Below are 21,261 nucleotides of genomic sequence, written 5' to 3'. Positions count from 1 at the left end.
CCTTTTGCCACCTAGCCCCGGGCGCTGAAACAATGCATGCCATTCCGAAGTTGTATGTGGCAGTGCGGCAAGTTCACGGGTGTCTGGGATGAGGCGTCTGTTGGGTGTGGATGGCAAGCGGGGTGCGGCCCAGCAGCGGTCGGCCATGGATGAACAGGCTCTGCGCCAGCTGTCGGGCATCGACTACCTGCCCCTAGGCCTGACCGCCGACCAGATGGCGGCGCTGGAGGAATCCTTCCTGGAAGCCCAGACCAGCCGCAAGGGCCGCACCTTCTGGGGCCGGCGCGGGCGGTGAAGTCCGTTCCGGGCTTGTAAATAACTTTGCCTGGGTTCGTGTCCATGTCCGTCAGCAATCGTCCGCCCAGAAAGCCGCTCCGATGGGGAAGTCCGGGCGATCTGGGCCAAGCACGGCCTATAAGCAGCCATCACTCAGGAATGAATGTGCCTTACTCCGCCGCCGCGACGCGGCGCTGGGTGGCGGAGTTGTGGGCGTAGGTGTCCCAGGTGGGTTCGTAGCTGTCGTCGGCCTGGTTGCCCCACACCGTCCATTTGGGACGGGCGCCGCGGGCGAACATTTCCAGGTAGGGGCCGGGGCTGCACGCCTCGATCAGCTCATACTGCTCATCCGGCTTGCGCGAATGCTCGCGCTTGCGCGTGCCCAGGTAATTCACCTGGGTGCGGCCGGGGTCCAGGGTGCGGGCGTTCTTGCCGCGCACGCCGAACAGGATCAGCTCGGTGACGTTGCGGAAGTAGAAGCCCACGCCGCGCCCGTCGGAGCCGCCGTCCTTGCGCAGCTTATGCCACACCAGGTTGGTCTTGTACTGGAAGCCCCAGGCCTGCATGACCTGCAGGCCTTCCGGCAGCAGGGCGTTGGGCACCCACAGGTACAGATGCGCCGTGTCGGCCAGCACCTTGGACACCGGCAGGGCGCAAATCTCCTCCACCGACATAGTGCCATAGCGCGACAGGCGGTGATGCTCCGGCGCCATCTTGCCGGTGCGGTTCACGAATCGCCAGGGCGGGTCCGCCAGCACGGTGGCGAAACGCTTCTTGCCGGCCACGGCCAACAGGTCGCGCGCCGGGTCCAGGTCAGGCGTGGCGGGGGAGGGGGCGGAGGTCACAGGGAGGGTCATGCCGGCTTGCCGTCCATCCGTCCGTTCATCACTGGCCGGGAAATAAAGTGAAGAAGACTATGGAACATATGTAGAACACGAGCGCCCGGGCGGCGCAAGGGATGATCATCGTTTATGCGGCCTTACGGCCGGGGCGGCAAGGCCTGAAGACGTTGGCGCAGCGACAGCAGGTCCCGCCAAGTTTCGCGCTTGGCGCCGGGGTTGCGCAGCAGATAGGCGGGGTGCAGCAGGGCCAGGGCGGGCAGGGGGCGGGTCAGGCCGGGGCTGCCGTAATCGAACCAGCGGCCGCGCAGGCGGGTGATGCCCTCCGTCTTGGCCAGCAGGGTCTTGGCCGAGATGCCACCCAGGAAGACCAGGATGTCGGGATCGGCAATCTCCACATGCCGCTGGATGAAGGGCAGGCAGGCGGCGATCTCGCTGTCCGTGGGGTTGCGGTTGCCGGGTGGGCGCCAGGGCAGGATGTTGCTGATGTAGACCGCCTTGTCCGGCTCCTCGGCATGGCGGTCCAGGCCGATGGCGGCCAGCATCTTGTCCAGCAGCGCGCCGGCCGGCCCGACGAAAGGCTTGCCCTGCCTGTCCTCCTGCTCGCCCGGCGCTTCGCCCACCAGCATGACGCGCGCCTTGGGGTTGCCGTCGGCGAAGACGGTGGAACTGGCGGTTTGCTTCAGGGGGCAGCCGTCGAAAGCCAGCAGCGCCTTGTGCAGTTCCTCCAGCGTCGTGGCGGCCGTGGCGGCGCTGCGGGCGCTGGCCCGGGCCTCGTTACCGCCCAGGGGCCCATCAGGAGCGGCCATGGTGAAGGAGGCCGGCGGGCCACCGAAACTTTTTTCCGGCGGTGTGGCGGAACGGCCAGGGGCGGCGGCGGATGGGGCGCCGGCCGGCGGGCGGCCTGGGCCGGCGTCACGCGCAGTAGGCGTCCTGCGGCTGGCCACCTGGGTCCAGTCCGTCGGCTGGTCGTTGATCGCTTCGTCGGCACCGATCTCGACCAGCCAGGCCAGATCCGTGACGGCTTTTGCCGTGTCAATCATGATTTGACCCTACCATCGCCGTTGTGTTTCTTCATCAACCGCATGGGGCGAGCGCGCGCGAAAATGACGCGCTCCCTTTAGGGTTCGTCCGCGAGGGCCCGCACGCAAGCCACGGAACTCCGCACCGGTAACCTGGGAAAAAGAAGGCGAAAGACATGGAACGGGAGTCGATGGAGTATGACGTCGTCGTCGTTGGCGCCGGCCCCTCGGGGTTGTCGGCCGCGATACGGCTGAAGCAGCTGGCCGCCGCCGCGGACAAGGAGATCAGCGTCTGCGTCATCGAAAAGGGATCGGAGGTCGGGGCCCACATCCTGTCGGGCGCCGTCATCGACCCCATCGCCCTGAATGAGCTGATCCCCGACTGGAAAGAGAAGGGCGCGCCGCTCAACACCCCGGTCACCGACGACCGCTTCTACATCCTGACCGAGGTCGGCTCCATGCGCATTCCCAATGCGCTGCTGCCGCCGCTGATGGACAACCACGGCAACTACATCGTCAGCCTGGGCAACGTCTGCCGCTGGCTGGCGCAGCAGGCCGAGGAACTGGGCGTGGAAATCTACCCCGGCTTCGCCGCGGCCGAGGTGCTGTACCACGACGATGGCTCGGTCAAGGGCATCGCCACCGGGGACATGGGCATCGGCAAGGATGGGGAGCCGACCGACCGCTACACCCCCGGCATGGAGCTGCACGGCAAGTATACGCTGTTCGCCGAGGGCGTGCGCGGTAACCTGTCGAAGGAGCTGATGGCCCGCTTCAACCTGCGCGACGGCGTGGACCCGCAGAAGTACGGCATCGGGATCAAGGAGCTGTGGCAGATCGACCCCGCCAAGCATAAGCAGGGCCTGGTGCTGCACAGCCAGGGCTGGCCGCTGGACAGCAAGACCGGCGGCGGGTCCTTCATGTACCACCTGGAGGACAATCAGGTGGCCATCGGCTTCGTCGTCCACCTGAACTACAGCAACCCCTACCTGTCGCCGTTCGAAGAATTCCAGCGCTTCAAGCAGCATCCGCTGATCCGCCCCTATCTGGAGGGCGGCAAGCGCCTGTCCTACGGCGCCCGCGCCATCAACGAGGGCGGGTTGCAGTCCGTGCCGAAGCTGACCTTCCCCGGCGGCGCGCTGATCGGCTGCGCCGCCGGCTTCGTCAACCTGCCCCGCATCAAGGGCAGCCACAACGCTATGAAGACCGGTATGCTGGCGGCCGAAGTGGCGTTCGAGCGCCTGGTGGCGGGCAGCGAGGGGCATGACGCGCTGACGGCGCTGGAGAGCAAGTGGCGCCAGAGCTGGGTCTTCCAGGACCTGTACAAGGTGCGCAACGTGAAGCCCAGCATGAAGCATGGCATGTGGCTGGGCACGGCCCTGGGCGGCCTGCACATGTGGCTGAACGACCTGAAGCTGGGCTTCCTGGTGGGCTGGACGCAGCATCATGGCAAGCCGGATCACGAAAGCCTGGTGCCGGCGGCCAACGCCAAGAAGATCGCCTATCCCAAGGCCGACGGCGTCATCAGCTTCGACCGCCTGTCCTCGGTGTTCATCTCCAACACCAACCATGAGGAAGACCAGCCGTCGCACCTGAAGCTGAAGGACCCCACGGTTCCCATCGCCTTCAACCTGCCCACCTATGATGAGCCGGCGCAGCGCTACTGCCCCGCCGGGGTGTATGAGGTCACGCGCGACGACAACGGCCAGAACCCTCGCTTCGTCATCAACGCGCAGAACTGCGTGCACTGTAAGACCTGCGACATCAAGGACCCGACCCAGAACATCAACTGGACGGTGCCGGAGGGCGGCGGGGGCCCCAATTATCCCAACATGTAAGCCGGTCCAGGCCCGCTTCAGGAAAAGGCGCCCCGCACCGGGCGCCTTTTCTGTTTCCGCCCGGGTCTGACCGGCGCGGTTGTTCCCGCCGCGTTTCCCGATTAGCTTGAGGGCCCAGACTTAAGAATAGACGGCGGCGATCTCGTGCGGTTTTTGCGGCGGACATCAACGGTAGTCATGGCGGGCCTGCTGACGGCGGGCCTGACAGGGGCTTGGGGGCATTCCGCCTGGGCGGCCAAGGCGCCGGAGCAGGCGGGTGGCCCCGACCCGCTGGCGGCCTTCGTCGCCGGCAAGGTGGCGCAGGGGGCGGGCGACTGGACGGCGGCGGCCGATTTCCTGGCCCTCAGCCTCAAGTCCGACCCCGATGACCTGACCCTGCTGCGCCGCGCCGTGCTGATCAATGTCGGCCTGGGCCGCACCAAGGTGGCGCTGCCCCTGGCCAAGCGGCTGGTGGCGGCCAAGGACGGCAACCCCGTGGCGCTGACCCTGCTGGCGGCCGACGCCGTGGCGGCGGGAGACGAGCCGGGCGCGCTGCACGCCATCGACGCCCTGCCCCAGGATGGTCTGGGCACCTTCATGCGGCCGCTGGTGACCGCCTGGGTCAAGGCGCGCAAGGGCGATTGGGCCGCCGCCAAGACGGCGCTGGAACCGCTGGAGGCACAGCCGTCCTTCCGCGCCATGGCGGCCCTGCACGCCGCCCTGATCGAAGATCTGGCAGGTCACGAGGATGCGGCCCGCAGCTGGTACGCCCAAGCCTCGGACGGTGGCCAGGTGCTGCGCGTCGCCATGCTGCGCGCCAATTTCGAAATGCGCATGGGCCACGCCGACCTGGCGCAGGCGGCGGTGGCGGCCATCCTGCAGGCGGACCCCAAGGGCCCCATGGGCGATGCCGCCCGCGCCCTGCTGTCCCGTCCCCACCCGGGCCGTATGGTGGCCAACGCCACCGAAGGCCTGGCGGAGGCGCTGTTCGACGTGGCGGCCGCCATCAACCAGGAAAAGGTGGCGGAGGTGGCTTTGCTCTACACCCGCCTGGCCCTGCACCTGGACCCGTCGCTGGCCCCCGCCCGCATGCTGGCGGGCGAAACCCTGACGGAAATGGACCGGGACCAGGAGGCCGCGGCCGAATACGCCGCCGTCGTCGCCGACCTGGGCATGAAGACGGGGGAGAAGGCGGACGCGGGCCTGTTGTGGGCGGCGCGCCTGCGCCAGGCCGACGCCCTGGCCCGCCTGAACAAGACGCCGGAGGCGGCCGGCATCCTGCGGGCCATGGCGTCCGAGCGGCCGGACCGCAGCGACGCCCTGGTGCGCCTGGGCGATCTGCTGCGCGCCGACCATAAGCTTCCCGAGGCCCTGACCGCCTATAACCAGGCCATCGAACGCCTGGGCGGTCGCCCGAATGGCGGCGACTGGTTCCTCTACTACGCCCGCGCCACGGTGCAGGACCAGATGGGGCATTGGCCGGAGGCCGAGTCCGACCTGTTGCGCGCCCTGCAGCTGCAGCCCAACCAGCCGGGCATCTTGAATTACCTGGGTTACGCCTGGTCGGAAAAGGGCGTGAAACTGGACCAGGCCCGTCAGCTGCTGGAGCAGGCGGTGAAGCTGCGCCCCAACGATGGCGCCATCATCGACAGCCTGGGCTGGGCCAAGTATCGCGCCGGCGACATTCCCGGCGCGGTCGACCTGCTGGAGCGCGCGGCGGAGCTGAAGTCCCGCGACCCGGCCATCAACGACCATCTGGGCGACGCCTACTGGGCTACCGGCCGCCGGCTGGAGGCGCACTACCAGTGGCAGCGCGCCGCGCGCGAGAACCCGGACGACAGCCTGAAGGCCGCGCTGGACGAAAAGCTGAAGCGCGATCCCGCCGCGCCACGATAATTCCGATATCCAAGATTTGTTGAAGGACCGATCCCCGTGACCACGGTAAGCGCCGCCGCCGCCGCCGCCGCCAAGCTGAACCTGTACCTGCACGTGCTGGGCAAGCGGCCCGACGGCTATCATGAGCTGGATAGCCTGGTGGTGTTCGCCACCGCCCACGACCTGATCACCGTGACCGAGGCGCCGGGTTTCAGCCTGGCCATCGATGGCCCCTTCGGCAGCACCCTGGTGGCCGAGGGCACGGGCCGCAACCTGGTGTCTCGCGCCGCCCACGCCCTGGCCGACGCCCTGGGCCGCGACCCGCATGTCGCCATCCGCCTGACCAAGAACCTGCCGGTGGCGTCCGGCATCGGCGGCGGTTCGGCCGATGCCGCCGCCACGCTGAAGGCGCTGGCCGAGCTGTGGGGCGTCGCGCAGGACGATGCCCGCCTGGTGGAGCTGGCCCCCACGCTGGGCGCCGATGTGCCCGTATGCCTGTTCGGCCGTACCGCCTATTTCGGCGGCGCGGGGGAGCAGGTGGTGGCGGGCCCCACCCTTCCGCCGGCCGCCCTGCTGCTGGTGAACCCCGGCGTGCACATGCCGACCAAGGATGTCTTCGCCGCCCGCACCGGGGCCTGGTCCACCGCCGGCAGGCTGGAACGCGATCCCGTGGACGTGGCCGACTTCGCCCAGCTGCTGCGGGCGCGCGGCAATGATTTGGGCGCCGCCGCTGAAAGCCTGTCGCCCGCCATCACCGAGGTGCTGGCCGCCCTGGACGCCACGCCGGGCTGCCTGCTGGCCCGCATGTCGGGCAGCGGCGCCACCTGTATCGGCCTCTATGCCGATGTTGCGGCCGCGGCCTCGGCCGCCGCCCTGATCAACCGCGTGCGCCCGACCTGGTGGGTCAAGGCCACCGCCCTGCTGCCCGAGGTGCCGGCGGCCGAGGTGGTCGCGGACGCCTGAGGCTCAGCGCCGGGCCAGCCGCGCCAGCAGGTCGCGGCTGGGCCAGCCATCCGGTGGTGGGGCCGTCTCGTCCCAAACCGCCGGGTGCGCCGCTTCATAGGCCAGGATGGCGTTGGCCGTGCGGGCGCCTAGGCGGCCATCCACCGGCCCGTGCAGGTATCCCAGGTCGCGCAGGCGCTGCTGGATCAGGCGTAGACCGTCCGCGCCGACGGCGGCCGGTGGCGTGTGCGGCTGGCCGGGGACGGGCTTGGGCGGCGGCTTAACCGTGGCCGGGTCCTGCGACTGCGCCGCCAGGCCGATGCCCACCACCTGTGGTGACGGCCCGCCGCGCTTGAGACGGGCCAAGGCTTGTGCCGCCGCGACATCGCCCTTGGCCGCCGCCTCACCGTACAGGCGGGCGGCGGCAGCCCGGTCCTGAGCGCGTTCGGCCAGCGCCCCCAGCCGCTCCAGCGCCAGCACGAGGCCCCCCTCGGCGGCGCGGCGGTACCAGGCCTTCGCCTGGGCCGCGTCCGCCGGCACGTCCACGCCCTCATCATACAGCAGGCCCAGATTGAACTGCGATTGAGTGTCGCCCAGCTCGGCCGCGCAGCGGTACCAGGGCAGGGCGGCCGTGACGTTTTCCGGCCAGCCCATGCCGCCGGCCTCTAGCATGCCCAGGGCGGCGCAGGCCCGGCGTCGGATGTCGGCATCCGGGGCGGCGGCGGCCAGCCGGTACCAGGCGCTGGCCCGGGCCACGTCGGTGGGGCGGTCTAAGGGGATGTCGCCGTAGACGTCGGCCAGATCCAGCTGCGCCTGGGCATCGCCGGCGCGCGCCTGGGCGTCCAGCGCCAGCAGGCCGGCGTCGGCTCCAACGGGCGGCGGCTCCGGCATGCCGGGGGCGGCCAGGGCGGTCCCGGCCAGTAGCAGGATGGCCAGGGCGGGACTATGCGGCAGGCGGAGCATGGGGCGGCCGTGCGGGGGAGAGTGCCCCATAGTGCCATGCCTGGAGGAAGGCGCCAGCGTTTCGCCGGAAATGGCCCGGGCGATTTGGGGCGTTGCGTCCGCCGGGCTTTCTGATTATGGTGCCGCCCTCCCTGACGGGAGGCCCGGTGATGGGGCGTCGCCAAGCGGTAAGGCAGCGGATTTTGATTCCGCCATGCGGAGGTTCGATCCCTCCCGCCCCAGCCATCACTCCCGGCTATTCTCTCGATTCCAAAGCCAGGCGTGCCACTTCGACGTGTATTACTGTCGCGGTTGCCGATGCCATTGGCGTGGGGGTCGCCTATATTGCGCGATTCGAGGGCGGCGCGGTGTCGCTGAGGCCTGATGTCAGGATTCGTCAAATTTTAGGTATCGTCACCGCCTCTTCCAAAGTATTATTGCCGCAAGGATAGGTTTGCCTGTCGGGGGCGCCATCCTGAGGGATAGCGGGATATTGAATTGGCCAAAGTATCGGCCATGATATCCTGTCAGGGAAGGTTGTGCGCGGATGGCCCGGGGACGCGGCGGCGATACGGCCCCAGCCCATCGGCGCCAGCGGATGACGGGGTTTCGGGTTGCTTGGGGCTCAAGGGCGTGGGCCCGGTCCACTGTGGAAAAGTTGCGCGTCCTAGTTGTTGCCCGGGGCCTTGGAAGCATCCGGTTGCGGAGATGAGATGAATCGTCCGAATGCGCCGAAACGGGATTGGGTCCGGGTAAAGCCGGGCGAGCGTCCGGTGGCGTTGCCTGAAAAGCCGGAATACGACGATCAGAAGCTGTTGACCCTGCTGCAGTCCGCCAAGCGGGAACTGCAGGGCCTGCGTCTCATCCACCTGCATCTGTCCCTGCTGAAGGACAAGAGCAACCTCGACCTCATCTCCATCAAGCGCGCCATGCAGGAAACGGCGGACAATTCGTCGTACCTGCAGGTCTTCAACCTGTCCAACGATGACGTCATCGTTCTGTACAAGGGCATCAAGTTCTCGCTGATCAGCGACGTCTGCTCGAAGATCGAAAAGCTGCTGCTGTCGCGCACGACGATGACGAAGCAGAATCCCTACCGGGAAGACAGCCTCTATTCGATCATGGAGCTGTCACTCAACTTTGTGAGCGTCATCCGCTTCATTGAAGGCTTGCAGAAGGGCGAGAGCGGCGACGCGCCGGTCGAGCAGACCAAGCCCCCCATCACGCTGGAGGAATTGGGCAAGATCGAACGCGCCGTGCAGATGTTCGACCTGTCGCCCTTCATGCTGAACCAGCCGGTGGTGAACATCCAGAATCCCACCGAGAACGAGTACGAGTATTTCGAGCTCTACATCGCCATCAAGGCGCTGGAGGAGCGGCTGTCGCCCGAGTTCGACATCACCGCCAACCGCTGGCTGTTCAGCTACTTCACCTCGCAGTTGGACCTGTCGGTCCTGCGCGCGCTGAACTACGGCGTGGACTTCCTGCGCGGCAAGCGGCTGGGCCTGAACCTGAACCTGGCCACCATCCTGTCGGCCAGCTTCGTGAAGTTCGATGAACGGCTGACGACCGACCTGCGCGGCAACGTCGTCCTGGAAATCAACAAGACCGACCTGATCGAGAACGTCTCGATGTACAAGGAGGTCGTCGATTTCGCCGCCACCCGTGGCTACAAGATCTGCATCGACGGGCTGAACGACTTCTGGGTCACGCACATGGACCTGGAATACATGGCCTGCGACTATGCCAAGATCATCTGGTCCCCCGACATGGAAAGCATGACGGAGGAGGAGGTCGAGGCCCTGCAGGAAAAGGTGCGGCAGCAGGAAAACTGCCGCTACATCCTGGCCCGCTGCGGCACCGTCTCCGGCCTCATCTGGGCGGAAAAGATGGGCATCAGCCTGGTGCAGGGCCGCGTCATCGACAACATCCTGCGCAAGAGCGTCCTGGTGCGGGACGCGCTGAAGACGGCGCAGGTCATGAACGACGACTGACGGGGTAAGCCCGAGCGGCCAATGCCGCCGCCGACTTAACTCCCTGGCCCGACTTAACTACCTGGTAAGATTGCCTCATTAAAATGAGGTTATCGCCGGGCCGGTAAATCTGTGTCACCTTCTGCCACGGGCCATCCGGTTGCGGCCGCGGAGCGCAAGGGCGTTCCCGCGGGCTGATACCAGGACGGCGTGTGGGCGGAACTGACCGGAGACGATGTTGGGACGTGACTATCCGGTGCAGGCAGCCGCAGCCGAGGAAGGCGCTGGTGAGGGTGCCGCTGGCGCGTCGCGTGCCGCCTCGGATGAGGCCGAGGCCAGCTGCAGCACGCATTTCATGTTCGAGAACAAGGTCTTCGCTGTCCCCGGCGCCTTCTTCTCCTTCACCCGCGACACCAATGAGGCCGTCTACAACGTCCAGCTGGGCGACGTGTGGGGCAAGATACCCTTCCGCACCCTGCGCGAGGCCTTTGGCATCGACGACAACAGCGCCGACGCCACCCTGCTGGGCGTGGTCGAGCGTGGCCTGAAATATGTGAAGACCATCCGGCCTGGCGACAGCATCCCGCGCGAACTGCTGGACGGCAGCGCGTCCTGGCGGGTGGAGGACAGCCACCTGCAGATCGCGCGCGGCCGAATCACGGTGCAGCTGGTGTCCTGGATCACGGGCAAGGAAACCTTGGTCACCGACCGCGGTCAGCTGGAACAGGTGGTGGAGGATCCGCAGACCAAGCAGCGCGCCCAGCAGGCCTTCAGCGAACTGGCCCGCCGCTTCGGCCTGCCCGATGAGCGCAAGCAGGAGATCGTGGACAAGGTCGAGTCGATCGCCCGCGAGCTGTCCTACATCGAGGCGCTGCGCGACCGCTACGGCCAGGTGCAGCAGATCATCGCCGGCGTGGCCCAGGCCGGCCGCATCTACAAGACCGACCGCCAGCTGCAGGCCGACATGACGCGCATGATGGCCCTGGTCAAGCAGCCCATTATGGATTTCGAGGACATCTTCGGCCAGCTGGATGCCCAGACCGGCGAGATCATGGCGGTGCTGAAGTCCTTCGACAGCCAGGTGGCCTTCATCCGTCGCATGCGCGATGAGCTGCACACCCGCCTCATGCTGTGGGACGACCTCATCTACGCCTGGGACGGCGAACCGCTGGAGCGTGGCCCCGAGTTGGAGGCGCGCCTGAAGAAAACCTACCACTTCCTGGCCCAGCACTTCCTGGTGACCAAGGTCTGGCAGAGGGGCGCTTGAGGCGGGGCGCTTGAGGCGGGGTGCTTGAGGGCATTTACGTTGATAAATGTCAGTTAAGGCGCTGATAAACCCTTCAGCGGCCCTCGCGGCGCCAGCCCAGGACCAGCAGGGCGGCCACCACCAGCAGGGCCAGCCAGGCGGGCACCAGGGGGACGCGGGCGACGCCGGTGACGGTGTAGTCACCATTGGCGCGCAGGCCCAGCCAGCTGCCGCCGGCGGCATTCTGGCCGGGACTGACCCGGCGAAGGTCGGGCAGGCCGCCAGCACCGGATCCATCCACCAGCCAGAACACGCCGCCGCCGGTGGCCTTGGCCAGCGGGGCCAGGCGGTCGGGGGTGGTGCGCATGTCGGCCAGTTCCGGCGGGTTCAGGGCGCCCACCACCGCCAGGGCGGTTCGGTCGCCATCCTTCACCCGCCACAGGCCGGGCTCGGTCGCCTCCAGGCTGCCGCGCGCGACGCCGTCGGGACTGTCGGCCAGAGGCAGGCTGGTGACGGCGTCGCTGGGGGACCGTACCTCCACTGGGTCGGCGTCCGGCTTCAAGGAGCGGCGTTCCACCACCAAGCGGTCGCCATCGACATGTGCCTTGAGGTCATCCTCCTCCAGCGCCGGCTCCTTCATCAGCCAGTGGGCCAGGCGGCGTAGCAGTTCCGCCGCCGGGCCGCCGCCCTCGAAGCCGCGCGACCACAGCCACATATGGTCGGATGCGATCTGGGCCACGCGCCCCTTGCCCACGCGGTCCAGCACCACCAGCGGCTGGTTGTTGGCGCCGTTCATCACCACCGTGCCCTGGCGCGGCACGATGTCGATCTGGCGGAACCAGCGCCCCCAGGGGGCTTTCTGCTGGTTTCCCTGAGCCGGCGCCGTTTCGCCATAACCGTCCAGGCCGGCCGTGACGGGATGGCGGCGGCCGGCCTCGGTCAGGGTGGGGGTATAGGGTTGCTCGGTCACCGTCCCCGTGGGCTCGCCCGGCAGGATATCACCCAGAGGCGTGCGGTACAGCGACAGCGGCGTGGCGTAGGCGGGGCCGCTGGCCTCCAGGAAGGCGCCGCCGTTGCGCACATATTCCGCGATGTTGGCGAGATAGCCCATGGGCAGGACGTTGCGCTGGCGATAGCGGTCGAAGATGACGAGGTCGAAGTCGTTCAGCTTCACCTCGAACAGCTCGCGGATGGGGAACTGGATCAGCGACAGCTCGCGGATGGGCGTGCTGTCGGACTTCTCCTGCGAGCGCAGGATGGTGAAATGCACCAGGTCCACCGCCGGGTCGGCCTTCAGCAGGTCGCGCCAGGTGCGTTCGCCCGCGTGCGGCTCGCCCGATACCAGCAGCACGCGCAGGCGGTCGCGCACGCCATTAACGATGAAGGCGGTGCGGTTGTTGGCCATGGACAGCTCGGCCGGGCCGGCGTTGACCGACAGTTCCAGCAGGTTGGGCCCGCCATGGCCCACGGTGATGGTCAGGGGAACGTCCTCCCCCACCGGCACCGGCACCTGACGCTCGGGCTGGCCGTCCTGGCGGATGGTCAGCAGGGCGCTGTCCGCACCCTTTCCCGCCGGCAGGTCTTCCACCCGCACGGTGGCCGTGACCGTCTTGCCGACGATGCCATAGCTGGGGCCGCGCACCAGCACCAGGCGGCGGTCGCCCTCGCCATGCTCACCCGTCAGCAGGGTGTGCACAGGGCCCAGGTCGGCCAGGCTTTCCGGCTTTTCCGGCACGTCGTGCACCTGGCCGTCGGTCAGCAGGATGGCGCCGGCCAGACGGCGGCGGGGCACGTCGGCCACAGCCTGGGTCAGGGCGTCGATGGCCCGTGTCTCCTCCCCCTTGCCGCCGGCGGTGGAGGTGCCTGTTTCCACCACCCGCAGATCCAGGTCGGGCATCTGGGACAGCTTGGCCTTCAGGGCGGCCAGGGCCGCGTCCGTGCGCTCCTTGCGGTGGCCCACGTTCTGGCTGGCGGAGGTGTCGACCACCACCACGGCCACGTCCTTCAGCGGGTGGCGGTCCTCCCGCACCAGCGCGGGGTCCAGCAACAATAGGGTCAGCGCCGCCAGGGTCCCCACGCGCCAGGTCAGCCCGCGCGCTCGGCGCCAGGCCATGAGCGCCAGGCCCAGCAGCGACAGCGCGCCCAGCAGGATCAACAGCCAGGCGGGCAGCAAGGGTTCGAAACTGATGCTGAGGCCGGCGAACAGGTTCATCATTGGCCCAGCCGCTCCAGAATGGCCGGCACGTGCACCTGGTCGGCCTTGTAATTGCCGGTCAGGGCGTACATCACCAGGTTGATGCCGAAGCGGTAGGCCATCTCGCGCTGGCGCTCCCCACCCGGCACCACGGCGTTCAGCGGCCGGCCCTGGCCGTCGATGGCCCAGGCGCCGGCCCAGTCGTTACCGCCCACCAGCACGGGTGAGACGCCATCGTTCACACGGCCCTCGGAGGCTTCCGCCCATACCTGGCCCCCCGCCTGGCGGCCGGGGAAGTCCTGCATCAGGAAGAAGGTGCGGCCCAGCACGTGCTCCGGCCCCACCGGGGCCAGGGGCGGGATGTCCAGGCCGTGGGTCAGGTCGCGCAGGCGCGCCTGGATGCCGGCGTCCGGGGCGCCTTGGTCGCGGGTGTCGAACAGGATCATGCCGCCGGCGTGGAGGTACTGGTTCAGCTTGGCCACCGCCGCGTCGGACGGGGCGGCTTGGCCCGGCGTCACCACCCAGTACAGCAGGGGGAACAGGGCCAGGTCGTCCTTTTCCACGTTCACGCTCATGGCGCCCGCCACCTCCACCGCCGTGCGGCGGTTCAGCTGCTCGCCCAGTCCCAGCAGGCCGGCCTTGGTGGTGGCGTCGGCGGCGCGGTCGCCCGTCTCGACATAGGCCAGCCAGTTGGCGGTGGTGGCCTTCACGATCTCATCGTCCGGCGTGGCGGCATGCCCGCGCGGGGCGGCCAGCACCGTTGCCAGCGCCAGTGCCGCCGCGGCGGCGCCCCGGCGCCAGCGCGCTTTGGGCCGCAGCGAGGTGGGCAGCAGGCCCCGTACCAGCAGCGACAGGAGCAGGTCGGCCACCCACAGCGCCGCCGCGAGGCCCAGGAACCAGGGGCGCAGGTCCGTTTCCCGCGTGCCGCCGAAGCCCTGGTAGGCGACGCCGGCCAGCGGCTCCATGGGCACCAGCGGCGCCACGGAGCCAGCCAGGTTCAGGGCGCGGCGCCGGTCGCCCACGCCGTAATAGCCAGGCGGGTGCAGCGGCCCCACCGGGGTGCCGGCGGCCTCATCCTTGCCCTCCGGCTCCAGCGGCTGGGCCACGGCGGAGGGGGCGACCAGCCGGCCCTGGCCGTCCAGCAGCGATAGGGGCGGCAGGGCGCCGCCGGCATTGCCGCCGATGCCGCCGGGCAAGCCGTCGCTGAGGGCCACCAGGCGGCGCAGCATGTCGACGTAGAGCCCCGACAGCGCCAGGTTGGACCAGGCGGGGTCGGCGCTGGTGTGCACCAGCGCCAGCCAGCCCTTGCCCCGCCGCTCGCCCGTCACCAGGGGCGTGCCGTCCTCCAGCCGCGCCCAGACCTTGTCGCCCATGTCGGGCCCGGGTTCCGCCAGCACCTGGCGGCTGACGGTCACGTCGGGCGGCACCGCCAGGCCGGCGAAGGGGCTCTTGTCGTCGAAGGGCGCCAGGTGGGCGGGCGTGGTCCAGGACAGGGCGCCGCCCAGGGAGCGGTCGCCGCCGCGCAGGCGCACGGGCAGCAGGGTCTCCGCGCCGATGGGCTCCGACTCATGGGCCAGGCGGGTGCCGCCGAAACGCACCAGCACGCCGCCCTGGTCTATCCAGCGGGCCAGGCGGGAGGTGTCGCTGTCGCTCAGGGCGCCGCTGTCGGGCAGCACCAGGATGGAGACGCCGCCGTCCAGCAGCGCCGAAATGGTACCGCGCCGCACCTCGGCATAGGGGGCCAGGGCCCGGTCCAGGTAGTAGAGGCTGGACAGCAGGGGCTGGTTGTCGCCGCCGGGGCCGGCTGTGGCCAGGCCCACGGGGCGGCGGCGCCAGCGGTCGTCCAGCAACAGGCTGGCGCCCACGCCCGCGCGGTCCTCCAGGTGCAGGCGGACGGCGGCGTTGCGCAGCTCGCCGGGCAGCGTCAGGGGCAGGGTCAGCTGGCGCTGGCCGGGGGCGAAGATGCCGTCCGCCCGGCCCAGGGCGCGGCCGTCCTCACCCAGCGCCTCCACGGCGATGGGCTGGGCCTGGGCCCCTTCGGCCCGCTCCACCGGCACCATCAGCGTGCCCCCGTCGCTGCCACTGGCGTTGCTGTTGGGCGTCCGCAGCAGCAGGGGGCCATGGTCGGCGCCGGCCGTCATTACCGTGACACGGCCCAGGGCGCGCAGGCGGCCGGCCAGCGTGGCCACGCTGCCGTCGTTCAGACCATCGGCCAGCCAATAGCTGTCGGCGGCGCTCCCGGCCAGGGGGCCGCTTTTCTGTGCGATATCCAGGGCGCCCAGGGCCGCTGCGCGGTCGGTGGGCCAGGGCTGCGGTGCCAGGGCCTGCACCAGCCGGCGCGCGGCCGTGGCGTTCATGGGGCCCTGCACCTGTGGCGCTTCGCCGCCGGCGCCGGCGGCGGTGGCCAGCAGCAGGACGGGGCGGTCCTGGCGTTCCGCCTGGGTCACCAGCCGGTCCAGCGCCTGCTGCCGCTCCGGCCAGTCACGCCCCGCCGCCCAGCCGGTGTCCACCACCAGCAGCAAGGGGGCGGTGCCGGCGGCCGACGTGGCGTCGGGGTGCAGCAGCGGCCGGGCCAGGCCGATGATCAGCAGGGCGCACAGCGCCAGGCGCAGCACCAGCAGCCACCAGGGCGTGCGCGCCGGCGTCTCCTCTTTCGCGGTCAGTCCGAGCAGCAGGCGCAAGGCCGGAAAGGTGACGCGCTTGGGTGCCGGTGGCGTCAGGCGCAACAGCCACCACAGCCCCGGCAGCAGGACTAGGGCCCACAGCACCAGCGGGCTGGCGAAGGCCATCAGATGCCCCCCTCGTTTGTCCAACTGGTGGGCGCGTGGCTGACGCCGGAATGGGCGGCCGCGGTCCTCACGCTTTCCTGCGACAGGGCGCCCCACAGGCCCAGCAGCGCGGCCTGCGGCGGCTTGTCGGTGTGGTGCAGGGAGAAGGACCAGCCGCTGGCGCGCGCGATCTGGGCCAAGCCGGCACGGTGGGCGGCCAGTCGTTCCTGGTACGCGCCGCGCAGGCCGCCCACCCGGGGCACCAGCAGGCGCTGTTCACCTTCGACAGCCCCACGGACGGCACGGAATTCGACGCGTCCTTCATAGGGCAGGGTCTCTTCCGCCGGGTCCAGAATCTGAAGCAGATGCCCGCGCACGCCATGCCCGGCGTGGAAGGCGACAGCGGCCTGGATGTCGTCCAGGGGGGCCAGCAGGTCGCCCATCACCACCAACCGCGCGTGGCGGGCCAAAGGCTGTGCCGGCGGCACCGGCGGGGGCGGCGCGGAGGGGACCCGCGTCAGCGCCAGGGCCAGGGGCTCCAGCGCCGGGCGGCCGGGCAGCGGGCGGGGGCCGCCCATCAGACCCACGCGCTCGCCACCGCGCACCAGCAGGCAGGCAAGGGCCAGGGCCAGCAGGTCGGCACGCTCCCGCTTCAGCGGCAGCTCACGGTCCGACCGCCAGTCCATGGACGGGCCGGCGTCGCGCCACAGCCAGACGGTCTGGGCCGCCTCCCACTCGTTTTCCCGCACATAGACATGATCGCCCTTGGCCGACTGGCGCCAATCGATCTGGTCGGTGTCGTCGCCCTGCTGATAGCGGCGGAACTGCCAGAAGGCCTCACCCGTGCCCACACGGCGGCGGCCGTGCAGGCCGGGCGTCACCGCGGCGGCCACCCGCTCCGCCGCCACCAGCAGCGGCGGCAGGCGCTGGGCCAGGGCGTCGGCGCGGTCGCGCAGGCGGCTGGCCGCCGGCGCGGGATCCGTTGGATTCTGGGGAGCCTTGGGGATGGCGGCGGACATCAGGCCAGCGGCGCGCACAGGCGGTCGATGACGGCGTCCAGCGTGACGCCCTCGGCCCGCGCGCTGAAGTTCAGCGCCATGCGGTGGCGCAGCACCGGCTTGGCCAGGGCCACCACGTCGTCGAGGGAGGGGGTGTAGCGCCCGTCCATCAAGGCGCGGGCACGGCTGGCCAGCATCAGGGCCTGGGCGGCGCGGGGGCCGGGCCCCCAGGCGACGTGGCGGCGCACCTCCGCCACGTCGCTGGTCTCGGGCCGGCCGCTGCGCACCAGGTCCAGGATGCCGTCAACCACGCTGTCGCCCACCGGCACCCGGCGCACTAGCTCCTGCGCCGCCTGCAGTTCCGCCGCCGTCAGCACCGGGCGCACGGCGGCGGCGGTGGCGCCGGTGGTGGCGATCATCATCAGCCGCTCGGCGTCACGCTCGGGATAGGTGACATCCACCTGAAGCAGGAATCGGTCCAGCTGCGCCTCCGGCAGGGGATAGGTACCCTCCTGCTCTAGTGGGTTCTGGGTCGCCAGCACATGGAAGGGGCGGGGCAGGGGATGGTATTGACCGGCCACCGAAACCCGGCCTTCCTGCATGGCCTGCAGCAGGGCCGACTGGGTGCGCGGGCTGGCGCGGTTGATCTCATCCGCCATCAGCAGCTGGGCGAAGACGGGGCCGGGGATGAAGCGGAAGGCGCGGCGACCGTGCTCCCCCTCCTCCAGCACTTCGGAGCCCAGGATGTCGGCGGGCATCAGGTCGGGGGTGCATTGCACCCGGCGTTCGTCCAGGCCCAGCACGATGCCCAGGGTTTCCACCAAGCGGGTCTTGGCCAGGCCCGGCACGCCCACCAGCAGCAAGTGGCCGCCCGCCAGCAGGGTGACGAGGCTGAGGTCGATCACCTCTTCCTGACCGAAGATGGCCTGGCCGATCATGGCGCGCACGCTGGCCAGCTTCAGGCCCGTGTTTTCGATGTCCAAAGCCAGGCTCGCATCCGGGTAAACCTGGTCACGGGGCAGGTCGGTGATGCTCAACGCGGGGTCTCCCAAGAATGCAATTGTTCACCAGCGATGCCAGAACGCCGGCTCCGGGCCTTTATGCCAGCCCCCTTTATGCTAGCTTTGTGGCCGAAATCGGAAAAATTTCCGGTCCCCCCGCATCGGCCGATAGGCTGAGGGGACGGACCTTTGGCTTGATGGTTAATTGCGTCATGACGGAAAGCAAGCCCGATGCCGGTCCTGGAACCGGCCAGGACGCCGCGGACAAACCCGCCACCGCCTCGGAAGGTCCCGCCGATCTGGCCGGCCTGCGGGCGGCGCGCGCGCCCGGCGACGGTACGCCCGACACCCGGCCGGACGAAGGCTACGACATCCGCATCGCCCGCGACGGTACCTGGTTCTATCACGGCAGCCCCATCGGCCGGCTGCCCCTGGTCAAGCTGTTCTCCACCGTCCTGCGGCGGGACGAGGCGGGGGACTATTGGCTGATCACCCCGGCGGAGCGGGGCCGCATCCGCGTCGACGACGCACCCTTCGTGGCGGTGGAGATGCGGCGCGAGGGTGAGGGGCGGGGCCAGGCCCTGTCCTTCCGCACCAACCTGGACCACTGGATCACGGCCGGGGCGGAGCATCCGATTCGGGTGGTGATCGATCCGGCGACGGGGGAGCCCAGCCCCTACATTCACGTGCGCGGCGACATCGGCCGCGGGTTGGAGGCGCGCTTGAACCGCCCGGTGTTCTATGAGCTGGCCGGCATGGCCTTGGCCGAAAGGGGGGCCGAAGAGGGGGCTGAAGAGGGGGCCGGCACCGGCCCGGCCGGGGTATGGAGCCAGGGCGTGTTCTTCCCATTGGAGCCGGCATGACGGCGGCGGCGATCCGCCGCGCCTTCGCCCAAGGCCCCCAAGGGGGCCGGCACGAGGGGGCCTTCGCGTTCGAGGGGCCGGGCATCGGCGCCCGGGGCGACCGCGACGGCAACGAGGTTGATGTGGGCGGCGTGTTCGATCCGCCGCCGACGGTGCGCGACGCGGCCGTGCTGGTGCCCCTGGTTGACCGGCCGGAGGGCATGACCGTGCTGCTGACCCAGCGCAGCGCCCACCTGGCGGCGCATGGCGGCCAGATCAGCTTCCCCGGCGGCCGGGTGGAGCCTGAGGACACCGACGCCATCGCCACCGCGCTGCGCGAGACGGAGGAGGAGGTGGGGCTGGCGCCCACCCAGGTGGAGGTGGTGGGTCGGCTGGACACCTACTACACCCGCACCGGCTTCCGCGTGGTGCCGGTGGTGGGCCTGGTCAACCCGCCCTTTTTTCTGCAGCCCGACCCGTTCGAGGTGCAGGAGGTGTTCGAGGTTCCGCTCAGCTTCATCCTGGATCCCGGCAGCCGCCAGCGGCAGTCCCGCGAGTTCAAGGGCGCCCTTCGGCACTTCTGGGTCTTCCCCTATGACGACCGCTACATCTGGGGGGCCACGGCCGGGATGCTGGTGAACCTGTGTGAGGTGCTGGGATTGCCCGGCTGACGCCGGCGACATGTCGTATGTCCTGGGCGCGGTCGTTGCCTCGGGTGCGGACCCTTGATAAAATTGCGATAAAATACAACTTTAAGGCGTCATGACTTCCGTCCGCTCCCTGGTACCCACAGGCCCGCTGGCTTCCGTGGCCAGCCGCCGTGTCCTGCAATCCCTGATGCGCACGGGGCAGGAGGCGCGATTCGTCGGTGGTTGCGTGCGGGATTGCCTGCTGGAAATCCAGGCGGCCGACATCGATATCGCCACCCCCCTGCCGCCGGAGGAGGTGATGCGGCGGCTGAAGGCCGACGGCATCCGGGTCGTGCCCACCGGCCTGAAGCATGGCACCGTCACCGCCATCATCGGCAACGAGACGTTCGAGATCACCACCCTGCGCCAGGATGTGGAAACCTTCGGGCGCAGCGCGCGGGTGGCCTTCACCGATGACTGGCTGGCCGACGCCGCCCGCCGTGACTTCACCTTCAACGCCATGTCGCTGACCGTGGATGGCGAGCTGTACGACCCCTTCGGCGGCGTGCCCGACCTGACGGCGGGGCGCGTGCGCTTCATCGGCGATGCCGAGACCCGCATCCGCGAGGACGTGCTGCGCCTGCTGCGCTTCTTCCGCTTCTATGCCCGCCTGGGCAAGGGCCCGCCGGACACGGCGGCGCTGGACGCCTGCACCCGCCTGGCCCCCCTGGTCGGCGGCCTGTCGGGGGAGCGCGTGCGGGAAGAGCTGCTGAAGCTGCTGGCCACCGACCGCGCCGCCGAGGTCTGGCGCATCATGGTCGACCAGGGGATCATGGAGCACGTGCTGCCCCAGGCCGTGGCGGTGGACCGCCTGGCGGCGCTGGACCGGCTGGAATGGATGGTGGGGGAGACGGAGCCGCTGGCCCGCCTGGCGGCGCTACTCCCGGCCGGTCCCCTGGCTCACAGCGCGGTGGAGGCGGTGGCCGACCGGCTGCGCTTCTCCAACTTCCAGCGCGACCGGCTGGCGGCCATCGCCGCCCCGGTGGTGGACGTGCACCCCGACCTGCCGTTCAAGTCGCGGCGCATCGCTCTGCACCGCCTGGGGCCGGAGATCTACCGCGCCGTTCTGCTGCTGTCGGCGGCCGCCATGGGCACGCCGGCCTTCGAGCTGTTCGAACCCCTGGCCGAGGCGTCGGCCTGGCGGGAAATCCCCTTCCCCCTGCGCGGCCAGGACATCCTGGACCGGGGCCAGCCCCCGGGGCCGGAGGTCGGCCGCTTGATGGGCGAGCTGGAGCGCTGGTGGATCGCCCACGACTTCCAGCCCGACCGCGACGCCTGCCTGGCGGAGCTGGAGCGGCGGTTGGCCTCCGCCGCCTCCACCGGGGAACAGTAGGGGCCGGGAACAATAGGGAAGGAGGCGGGATCGAACGGCCCGATCCCGGCCCCGTAACCTCATCTGGCCGCCTTCACATCGGCGGCCGTGACCGTGTCGGTGTAGTGGTTGCCGAAGTGGGTGCGGACATAGTTCACCACCGCCGCCACCTGGTCGTCATCCAGGAACTCCCCGATGGGCGGCATGGCCCTTTGTCCGTGCACCACCATGGCGACGGGATAGCCCGCCGCCTCCAGGTTGGCATTGCCGGCCAGGGCGGGGTAGGTGCCGGCCCCGGTGGCGCCCTTGGCGTCCGGCATGTGGCAGCCCTGGCAAATGGCCTGGTACAGGGCGGCGCCGTCCTTCTGGCCGAAATGGCGGGGGCTGGCGAAGGCGGCGGAGCTGGCGTCCGACGCCTGGGCATGGGCGGCGTGGGGCAGGCTGCCCGCCGCAACATAAAGGCCGGTCAGCAGCGCCGTCAGGCCGGCCGCCTTCACCGTGAAAGACTTGAAGATCGTCATGGAT

17 protein-coding genes and 1 tRNA gene are annotated in these 21,261 nt (G+C 69.7%); 10 read left to right on the top strand and 8 right to left on the bottom strand.

Annotated features, from left to right (window positions below):
* Positions 1 to 88 precede the first annotated feature (88 nt).
* The gene (locus Y958_RS10365; protein ID WP_145727895.1) at positions 89 to 295 is read left to right on the top strand and encodes a hypothetical protein; all 207 of its coding nucleotides are present in this window, start codon (positions 89 to 91) and stop codon (positions 293 to 295) included.
* A 151-nt stretch (positions 296 to 446) separates the two neighbouring features.
* Here Y958_RS10365 and Y958_RS10360 read toward each other — a convergent pair whose 3' ends face one another.
* Both Y958_RS10360 and Y958_RS10355 read right to left on the bottom strand, forming a co-directional pair.
* Positions 447 to 1,133: an MT-A70 family methyltransferase gene (locus Y958_RS10360; RefSeq protein ID WP_088871914.1), complete on the bottom strand. Its 687-nt coding sequence runs from the start codon at positions 1,131 to 1,133 to the stop codon at positions 447 to 449.
* 122 nt (positions 1,134 to 1,255) lie between these two features.
* Positions 1,256 to 2,158, bottom strand: a complete 903-nt coding sequence (locus Y958_RS10355; protein ID WP_088871913.1) for a uracil-DNA glycosylase — start codon at positions 2,156 to 2,158, stop codon at positions 1,256 to 1,258.
* A 155-nt stretch (positions 2,159 to 2,313) separates the two neighbouring features.
* On the opposite strand from Y958_RS10355, the gene Y958_RS10350 reads away from it, so the two are divergent.
* The 3 genes from Y958_RS10350 to Y958_RS10340 all read left to right on the top strand — a co-directional run bounded on the left by Y958_RS10350 (position 2,314) and on the right by Y958_RS10340 (position 6,792).
* Complete coding sequence (locus Y958_RS10350; RefSeq protein WP_040845795.1) at positions 2,314 to 3,975, top strand: electron transfer flavoprotein-ubiquinone oxidoreductase; 1,662 nt, start codon at positions 2,314 to 2,316, stop codon at positions 3,973 to 3,975.
* 177 nt (positions 3,976 to 4,152) lie between these two features.
* Entirely contained in the window at positions 4,153 to 5,850 is a 1,698-nt protein-coding gene (locus tag Y958_RS31330) for a tetratricopeptide repeat protein (protein ID WP_145727894.1), read from the top strand.
* A 36-nt stretch (positions 5,851 to 5,886) separates the two neighbouring features.
* The gene (locus Y958_RS10340; protein ID WP_088871912.1) at positions 5,887 to 6,792 is read left to right on the top strand and encodes a 4-(cytidine 5'-diphospho)-2-C-methyl-D-erythritol kinase; all 906 of its coding nucleotides are present in this window, start codon (positions 5,887 to 5,889) and stop codon (positions 6,790 to 6,792) included.
* A gap of 3 nt (positions 6,793 to 6,795) precedes the next feature.
* Here Y958_RS10340 and Y958_RS10335 read toward each other — a convergent pair whose 3' ends face one another.
* Entirely contained in the window at positions 6,796 to 7,764 is a 969-nt protein-coding gene (locus tag Y958_RS10335) for an SEL1-like repeat protein (RefSeq protein WP_088871911.1), read from the bottom strand.
* Between the two features lie 120 nt (positions 7,765 to 7,884).
* On the opposite strand from Y958_RS10335, the gene Y958_RS10330 reads away from it, so the two are divergent.
* The 3 genes from Y958_RS10330 (at position 7,885) to Y958_RS10320 (ending at position 10,953) form a co-directional block, all read left to right on the top strand.
* Positions 7,885 to 7,959 (top strand) — tRNA-Gln (locus Y958_RS10330).
* A 467-nt stretch (positions 7,960 to 8,426) separates the two neighbouring features.
* Positions 8,427 to 9,707, top strand: coding sequence for a hypothetical protein (locus tag Y958_RS10325; RefSeq protein WP_040844628.1), 1,281 nt, complete (start codon positions 8,427 to 8,429; stop codon positions 9,705 to 9,707).
* Between the two features lie 214 nt (positions 9,708 to 9,921).
* A complete protein-coding gene (locus tag Y958_RS10320; protein ID WP_088871910.1) occupies positions 9,922 to 10,953 on the top strand; it encodes a hypothetical protein in 1,032 nt (343 codons plus the stop codon).
* Between the two features lie 73 nt (positions 10,954 to 11,026).
* Here the strand turns inward: Y958_RS10320 and Y958_RS10315 are convergent, their stop codons facing one another.
* From Y958_RS10315 to Y958_RS10300, 4 genes are read right to left on the bottom strand one after another with little or no spacing between them, the layout of a single operon-like run.
* The gene (locus Y958_RS10315; protein WP_186291153.1) at positions 11,027 to 13,147 is read right to left on the bottom strand and encodes a hypothetical protein; all 2,121 of its coding nucleotides are present in this window, start codon (positions 13,145 to 13,147) and stop codon (positions 11,027 to 11,029) included.
* A complete protein-coding gene (locus Y958_RS10310) occupies positions 13,144 to 15,915 on the bottom strand; it encodes a DUF4159 domain-containing protein (RefSeq protein WP_088871909.1) in 2,772 nt (923 codons plus the stop codon). The genes Y958_RS10315 and Y958_RS10310 overlap by 4 nt, the downstream gene beginning before the upstream one ends.
* The gene (locus Y958_RS10305) at positions 15,915 to 16,913 is read right to left on the bottom strand and encodes a DUF58 domain-containing protein (RefSeq protein ID WP_088872586.1); all 999 of its coding nucleotides are present in this window, start codon (positions 16,911 to 16,913) and stop codon (positions 15,915 to 15,917) included. Before Y958_RS10305 ends, Y958_RS10310 begins: the two co-directional genes overlap by 1 nt.
* A complete protein-coding gene (locus Y958_RS10300) occupies positions 16,913 to 17,830 on the bottom strand; it encodes an AAA family ATPase (protein ID WP_088872585.1) in 918 nt (305 codons plus the stop codon). Before Y958_RS10300 ends, Y958_RS10305 begins: the two co-directional genes overlap by 1 nt.
* A 275-nt stretch (positions 17,831 to 18,105) precedes the next feature.
* Here Y958_RS10300 and Y958_RS10295 point away from each other — a divergent pair, with 275 nt between their 5' ends.
* The 3 genes from Y958_RS10295 to Y958_RS10285 all read left to right on the top strand — a co-directional run bounded on the left by Y958_RS10295 (position 18,106) and on the right by Y958_RS10285 (position 20,757).
* Positions 18,106 to 18,756 carry a DUF1285 domain-containing protein gene (locus Y958_RS10295; RefSeq protein WP_088871908.1) on the top strand — a complete coding sequence of 217 codons (651 nt, stop codon included), beginning with the start codon at positions 18,106 to 18,108 and terminating at the stop codon, positions 18,754 to 18,756.
* Entirely contained in the window at positions 18,753 to 19,406 is a 654-nt protein-coding gene (locus Y958_RS10290) for a CoA pyrophosphatase (protein WP_088871907.1), read from the top strand. The genes Y958_RS10295 and Y958_RS10290 overlap by 4 nt, the downstream gene beginning before the upstream one ends.
* A gap of 91 nt (positions 19,407 to 19,497) precedes the next feature.
* Positions 19,498 to 20,757 carry a CCA tRNA nucleotidyltransferase gene (locus Y958_RS10285; RefSeq protein WP_088871906.1) on the top strand — a complete coding sequence of 420 codons (1,260 nt, stop codon included), beginning with the start codon at positions 19,498 to 19,500 and terminating at the stop codon, positions 20,755 to 20,757.
* 59 nt (positions 20,758 to 20,816) lie between these two features.
* Here Y958_RS10285 and Y958_RS10280 read toward each other — a convergent pair whose 3' ends face one another.
* Positions 20,817 to 21,257, bottom strand: coding sequence for a c-type cytochrome (locus Y958_RS10280; RefSeq protein WP_088871905.1), 441 nt, complete (start codon positions 21,255 to 21,257; stop codon positions 20,817 to 20,819).
* Positions 21,258 to 21,261: the final 4 nt, after the last annotated feature.

It is taken from the genome of Nitrospirillum viridazoti CBAmc (genome assembly GCF_000730165.1).
Taxonomy (GTDB): domain Bacteria; phylum Pseudomonadota; class Alphaproteobacteria; order Azospirillales; family Azospirillaceae; genus Nitrospirillum; species Nitrospirillum viridazoti.
This window is presented reverse-complemented; position numbering and strand designations above follow the sequence as displayed.

What these genes read in the sequence shown, in the direction of transcription:
- Y958_RS10365 (WP_145727895.1), top strand. Translation starts at nt 89, where the DNA reads ATGAGGCGTCTGTTGGGTGTGGATGGCAAGCGGGGTGCGGCCCAGCAG.
- Y958_RS10360 (WP_088871914.1), bottom strand. Translation starts at nt 1,133, where the DNA reads ATGACCCTCCCTGTGACCTCCGCCCCCTCCCCCGCCACGCCTGACCTG.
- Y958_RS10355 (WP_088871913.1), bottom strand. Translation starts at nt 2,158, where the DNA reads ATGATTGACACGGCAAAAGCCGTCACGGATCTGGCCTGGCTGGTCGAG.
- Y958_RS10350 (WP_040845795.1), top strand. Translation starts at nt 2,314, where the DNA reads ATGGAACGGGAGTCGATGGAGTATGACGTCGTCGTCGTTGGCGCCGGC.
- Y958_RS31330 (WP_145727894.1), top strand. Translation starts at nt 4,153, where the DNA reads ATGGCGGGCCTGCTGACGGCGGGCCTGACAGGGGCTTGGGGGCATTCC.
- Y958_RS10335 (WP_088871911.1), bottom strand. Translation starts at nt 7,764, where the DNA reads ATGGGGCACTCTCCCCCGCACGGCCGCCCCATGCTCCGCCTGCCGCAT.
- Y958_RS10325 (WP_040844628.1), top strand. Translation starts at nt 8,427, where the DNA reads ATGAATCGTCCGAATGCGCCGAAACGGGATTGGGTCCGGGTAAAGCCG.
- Y958_RS10320 (WP_088871910.1), top strand. Translation starts at nt 9,922, where the DNA reads ATGTTGGGACGTGACTATCCGGTGCAGGCAGCCGCAGCCGAGGAAGGC.
- Y958_RS10315 (WP_186291153.1), bottom strand. Translation starts at nt 13,147, where the DNA reads ATGATGAACCTGTTCGCCGGCCTCAGCATCAGTTTCGAACCCTTGCTG.
- Y958_RS10310 (WP_088871909.1), bottom strand. Translation starts at nt 15,915, where the DNA reads ATGGCCTTCGCCAGCCCGCTGGTGCTGTGGGCCCTAGTCCTGCTGCCG.
- Y958_RS10305 (WP_088872586.1), bottom strand. Translation starts at nt 16,913, where the DNA reads ATGTCCGCCGCCATCCCCAAGGCTCCCCAGAATCCAACGGATCCCGCG.
- Y958_RS10300 (WP_088872585.1), bottom strand. Translation starts at nt 17,830, where the DNA reads ATGATCGGCCAGGCCATCTTCGGTCAGGAAGAGGTGATCGACCTCAGC.
- Y958_RS10295 (WP_088871908.1), top strand. Translation starts at nt 18,106, where the DNA reads ATGACGGAAAGCAAGCCCGATGCCGGTCCTGGAACCGGCCAGGACGCC.
- Y958_RS10290 (WP_088871907.1), top strand. Translation starts at nt 18,753, where the DNA reads ATGACGGCGGCGGCGATCCGCCGCGCCTTCGCCCAAGGCCCCCAAGGG.
- Y958_RS10285 (WP_088871906.1), top strand. Translation starts at nt 19,498, where the DNA reads ATGACTTCCGTCCGCTCCCTGGTACCCACAGGCCCGCTGGCTTCCGTG.
- Y958_RS10280 (WP_088871905.1), bottom strand. Translation starts at nt 21,257, where the DNA reads ATGACGATCTTCAAGTCTTTCACGGTGAAGGCGGCCGGCCTGACGGCG.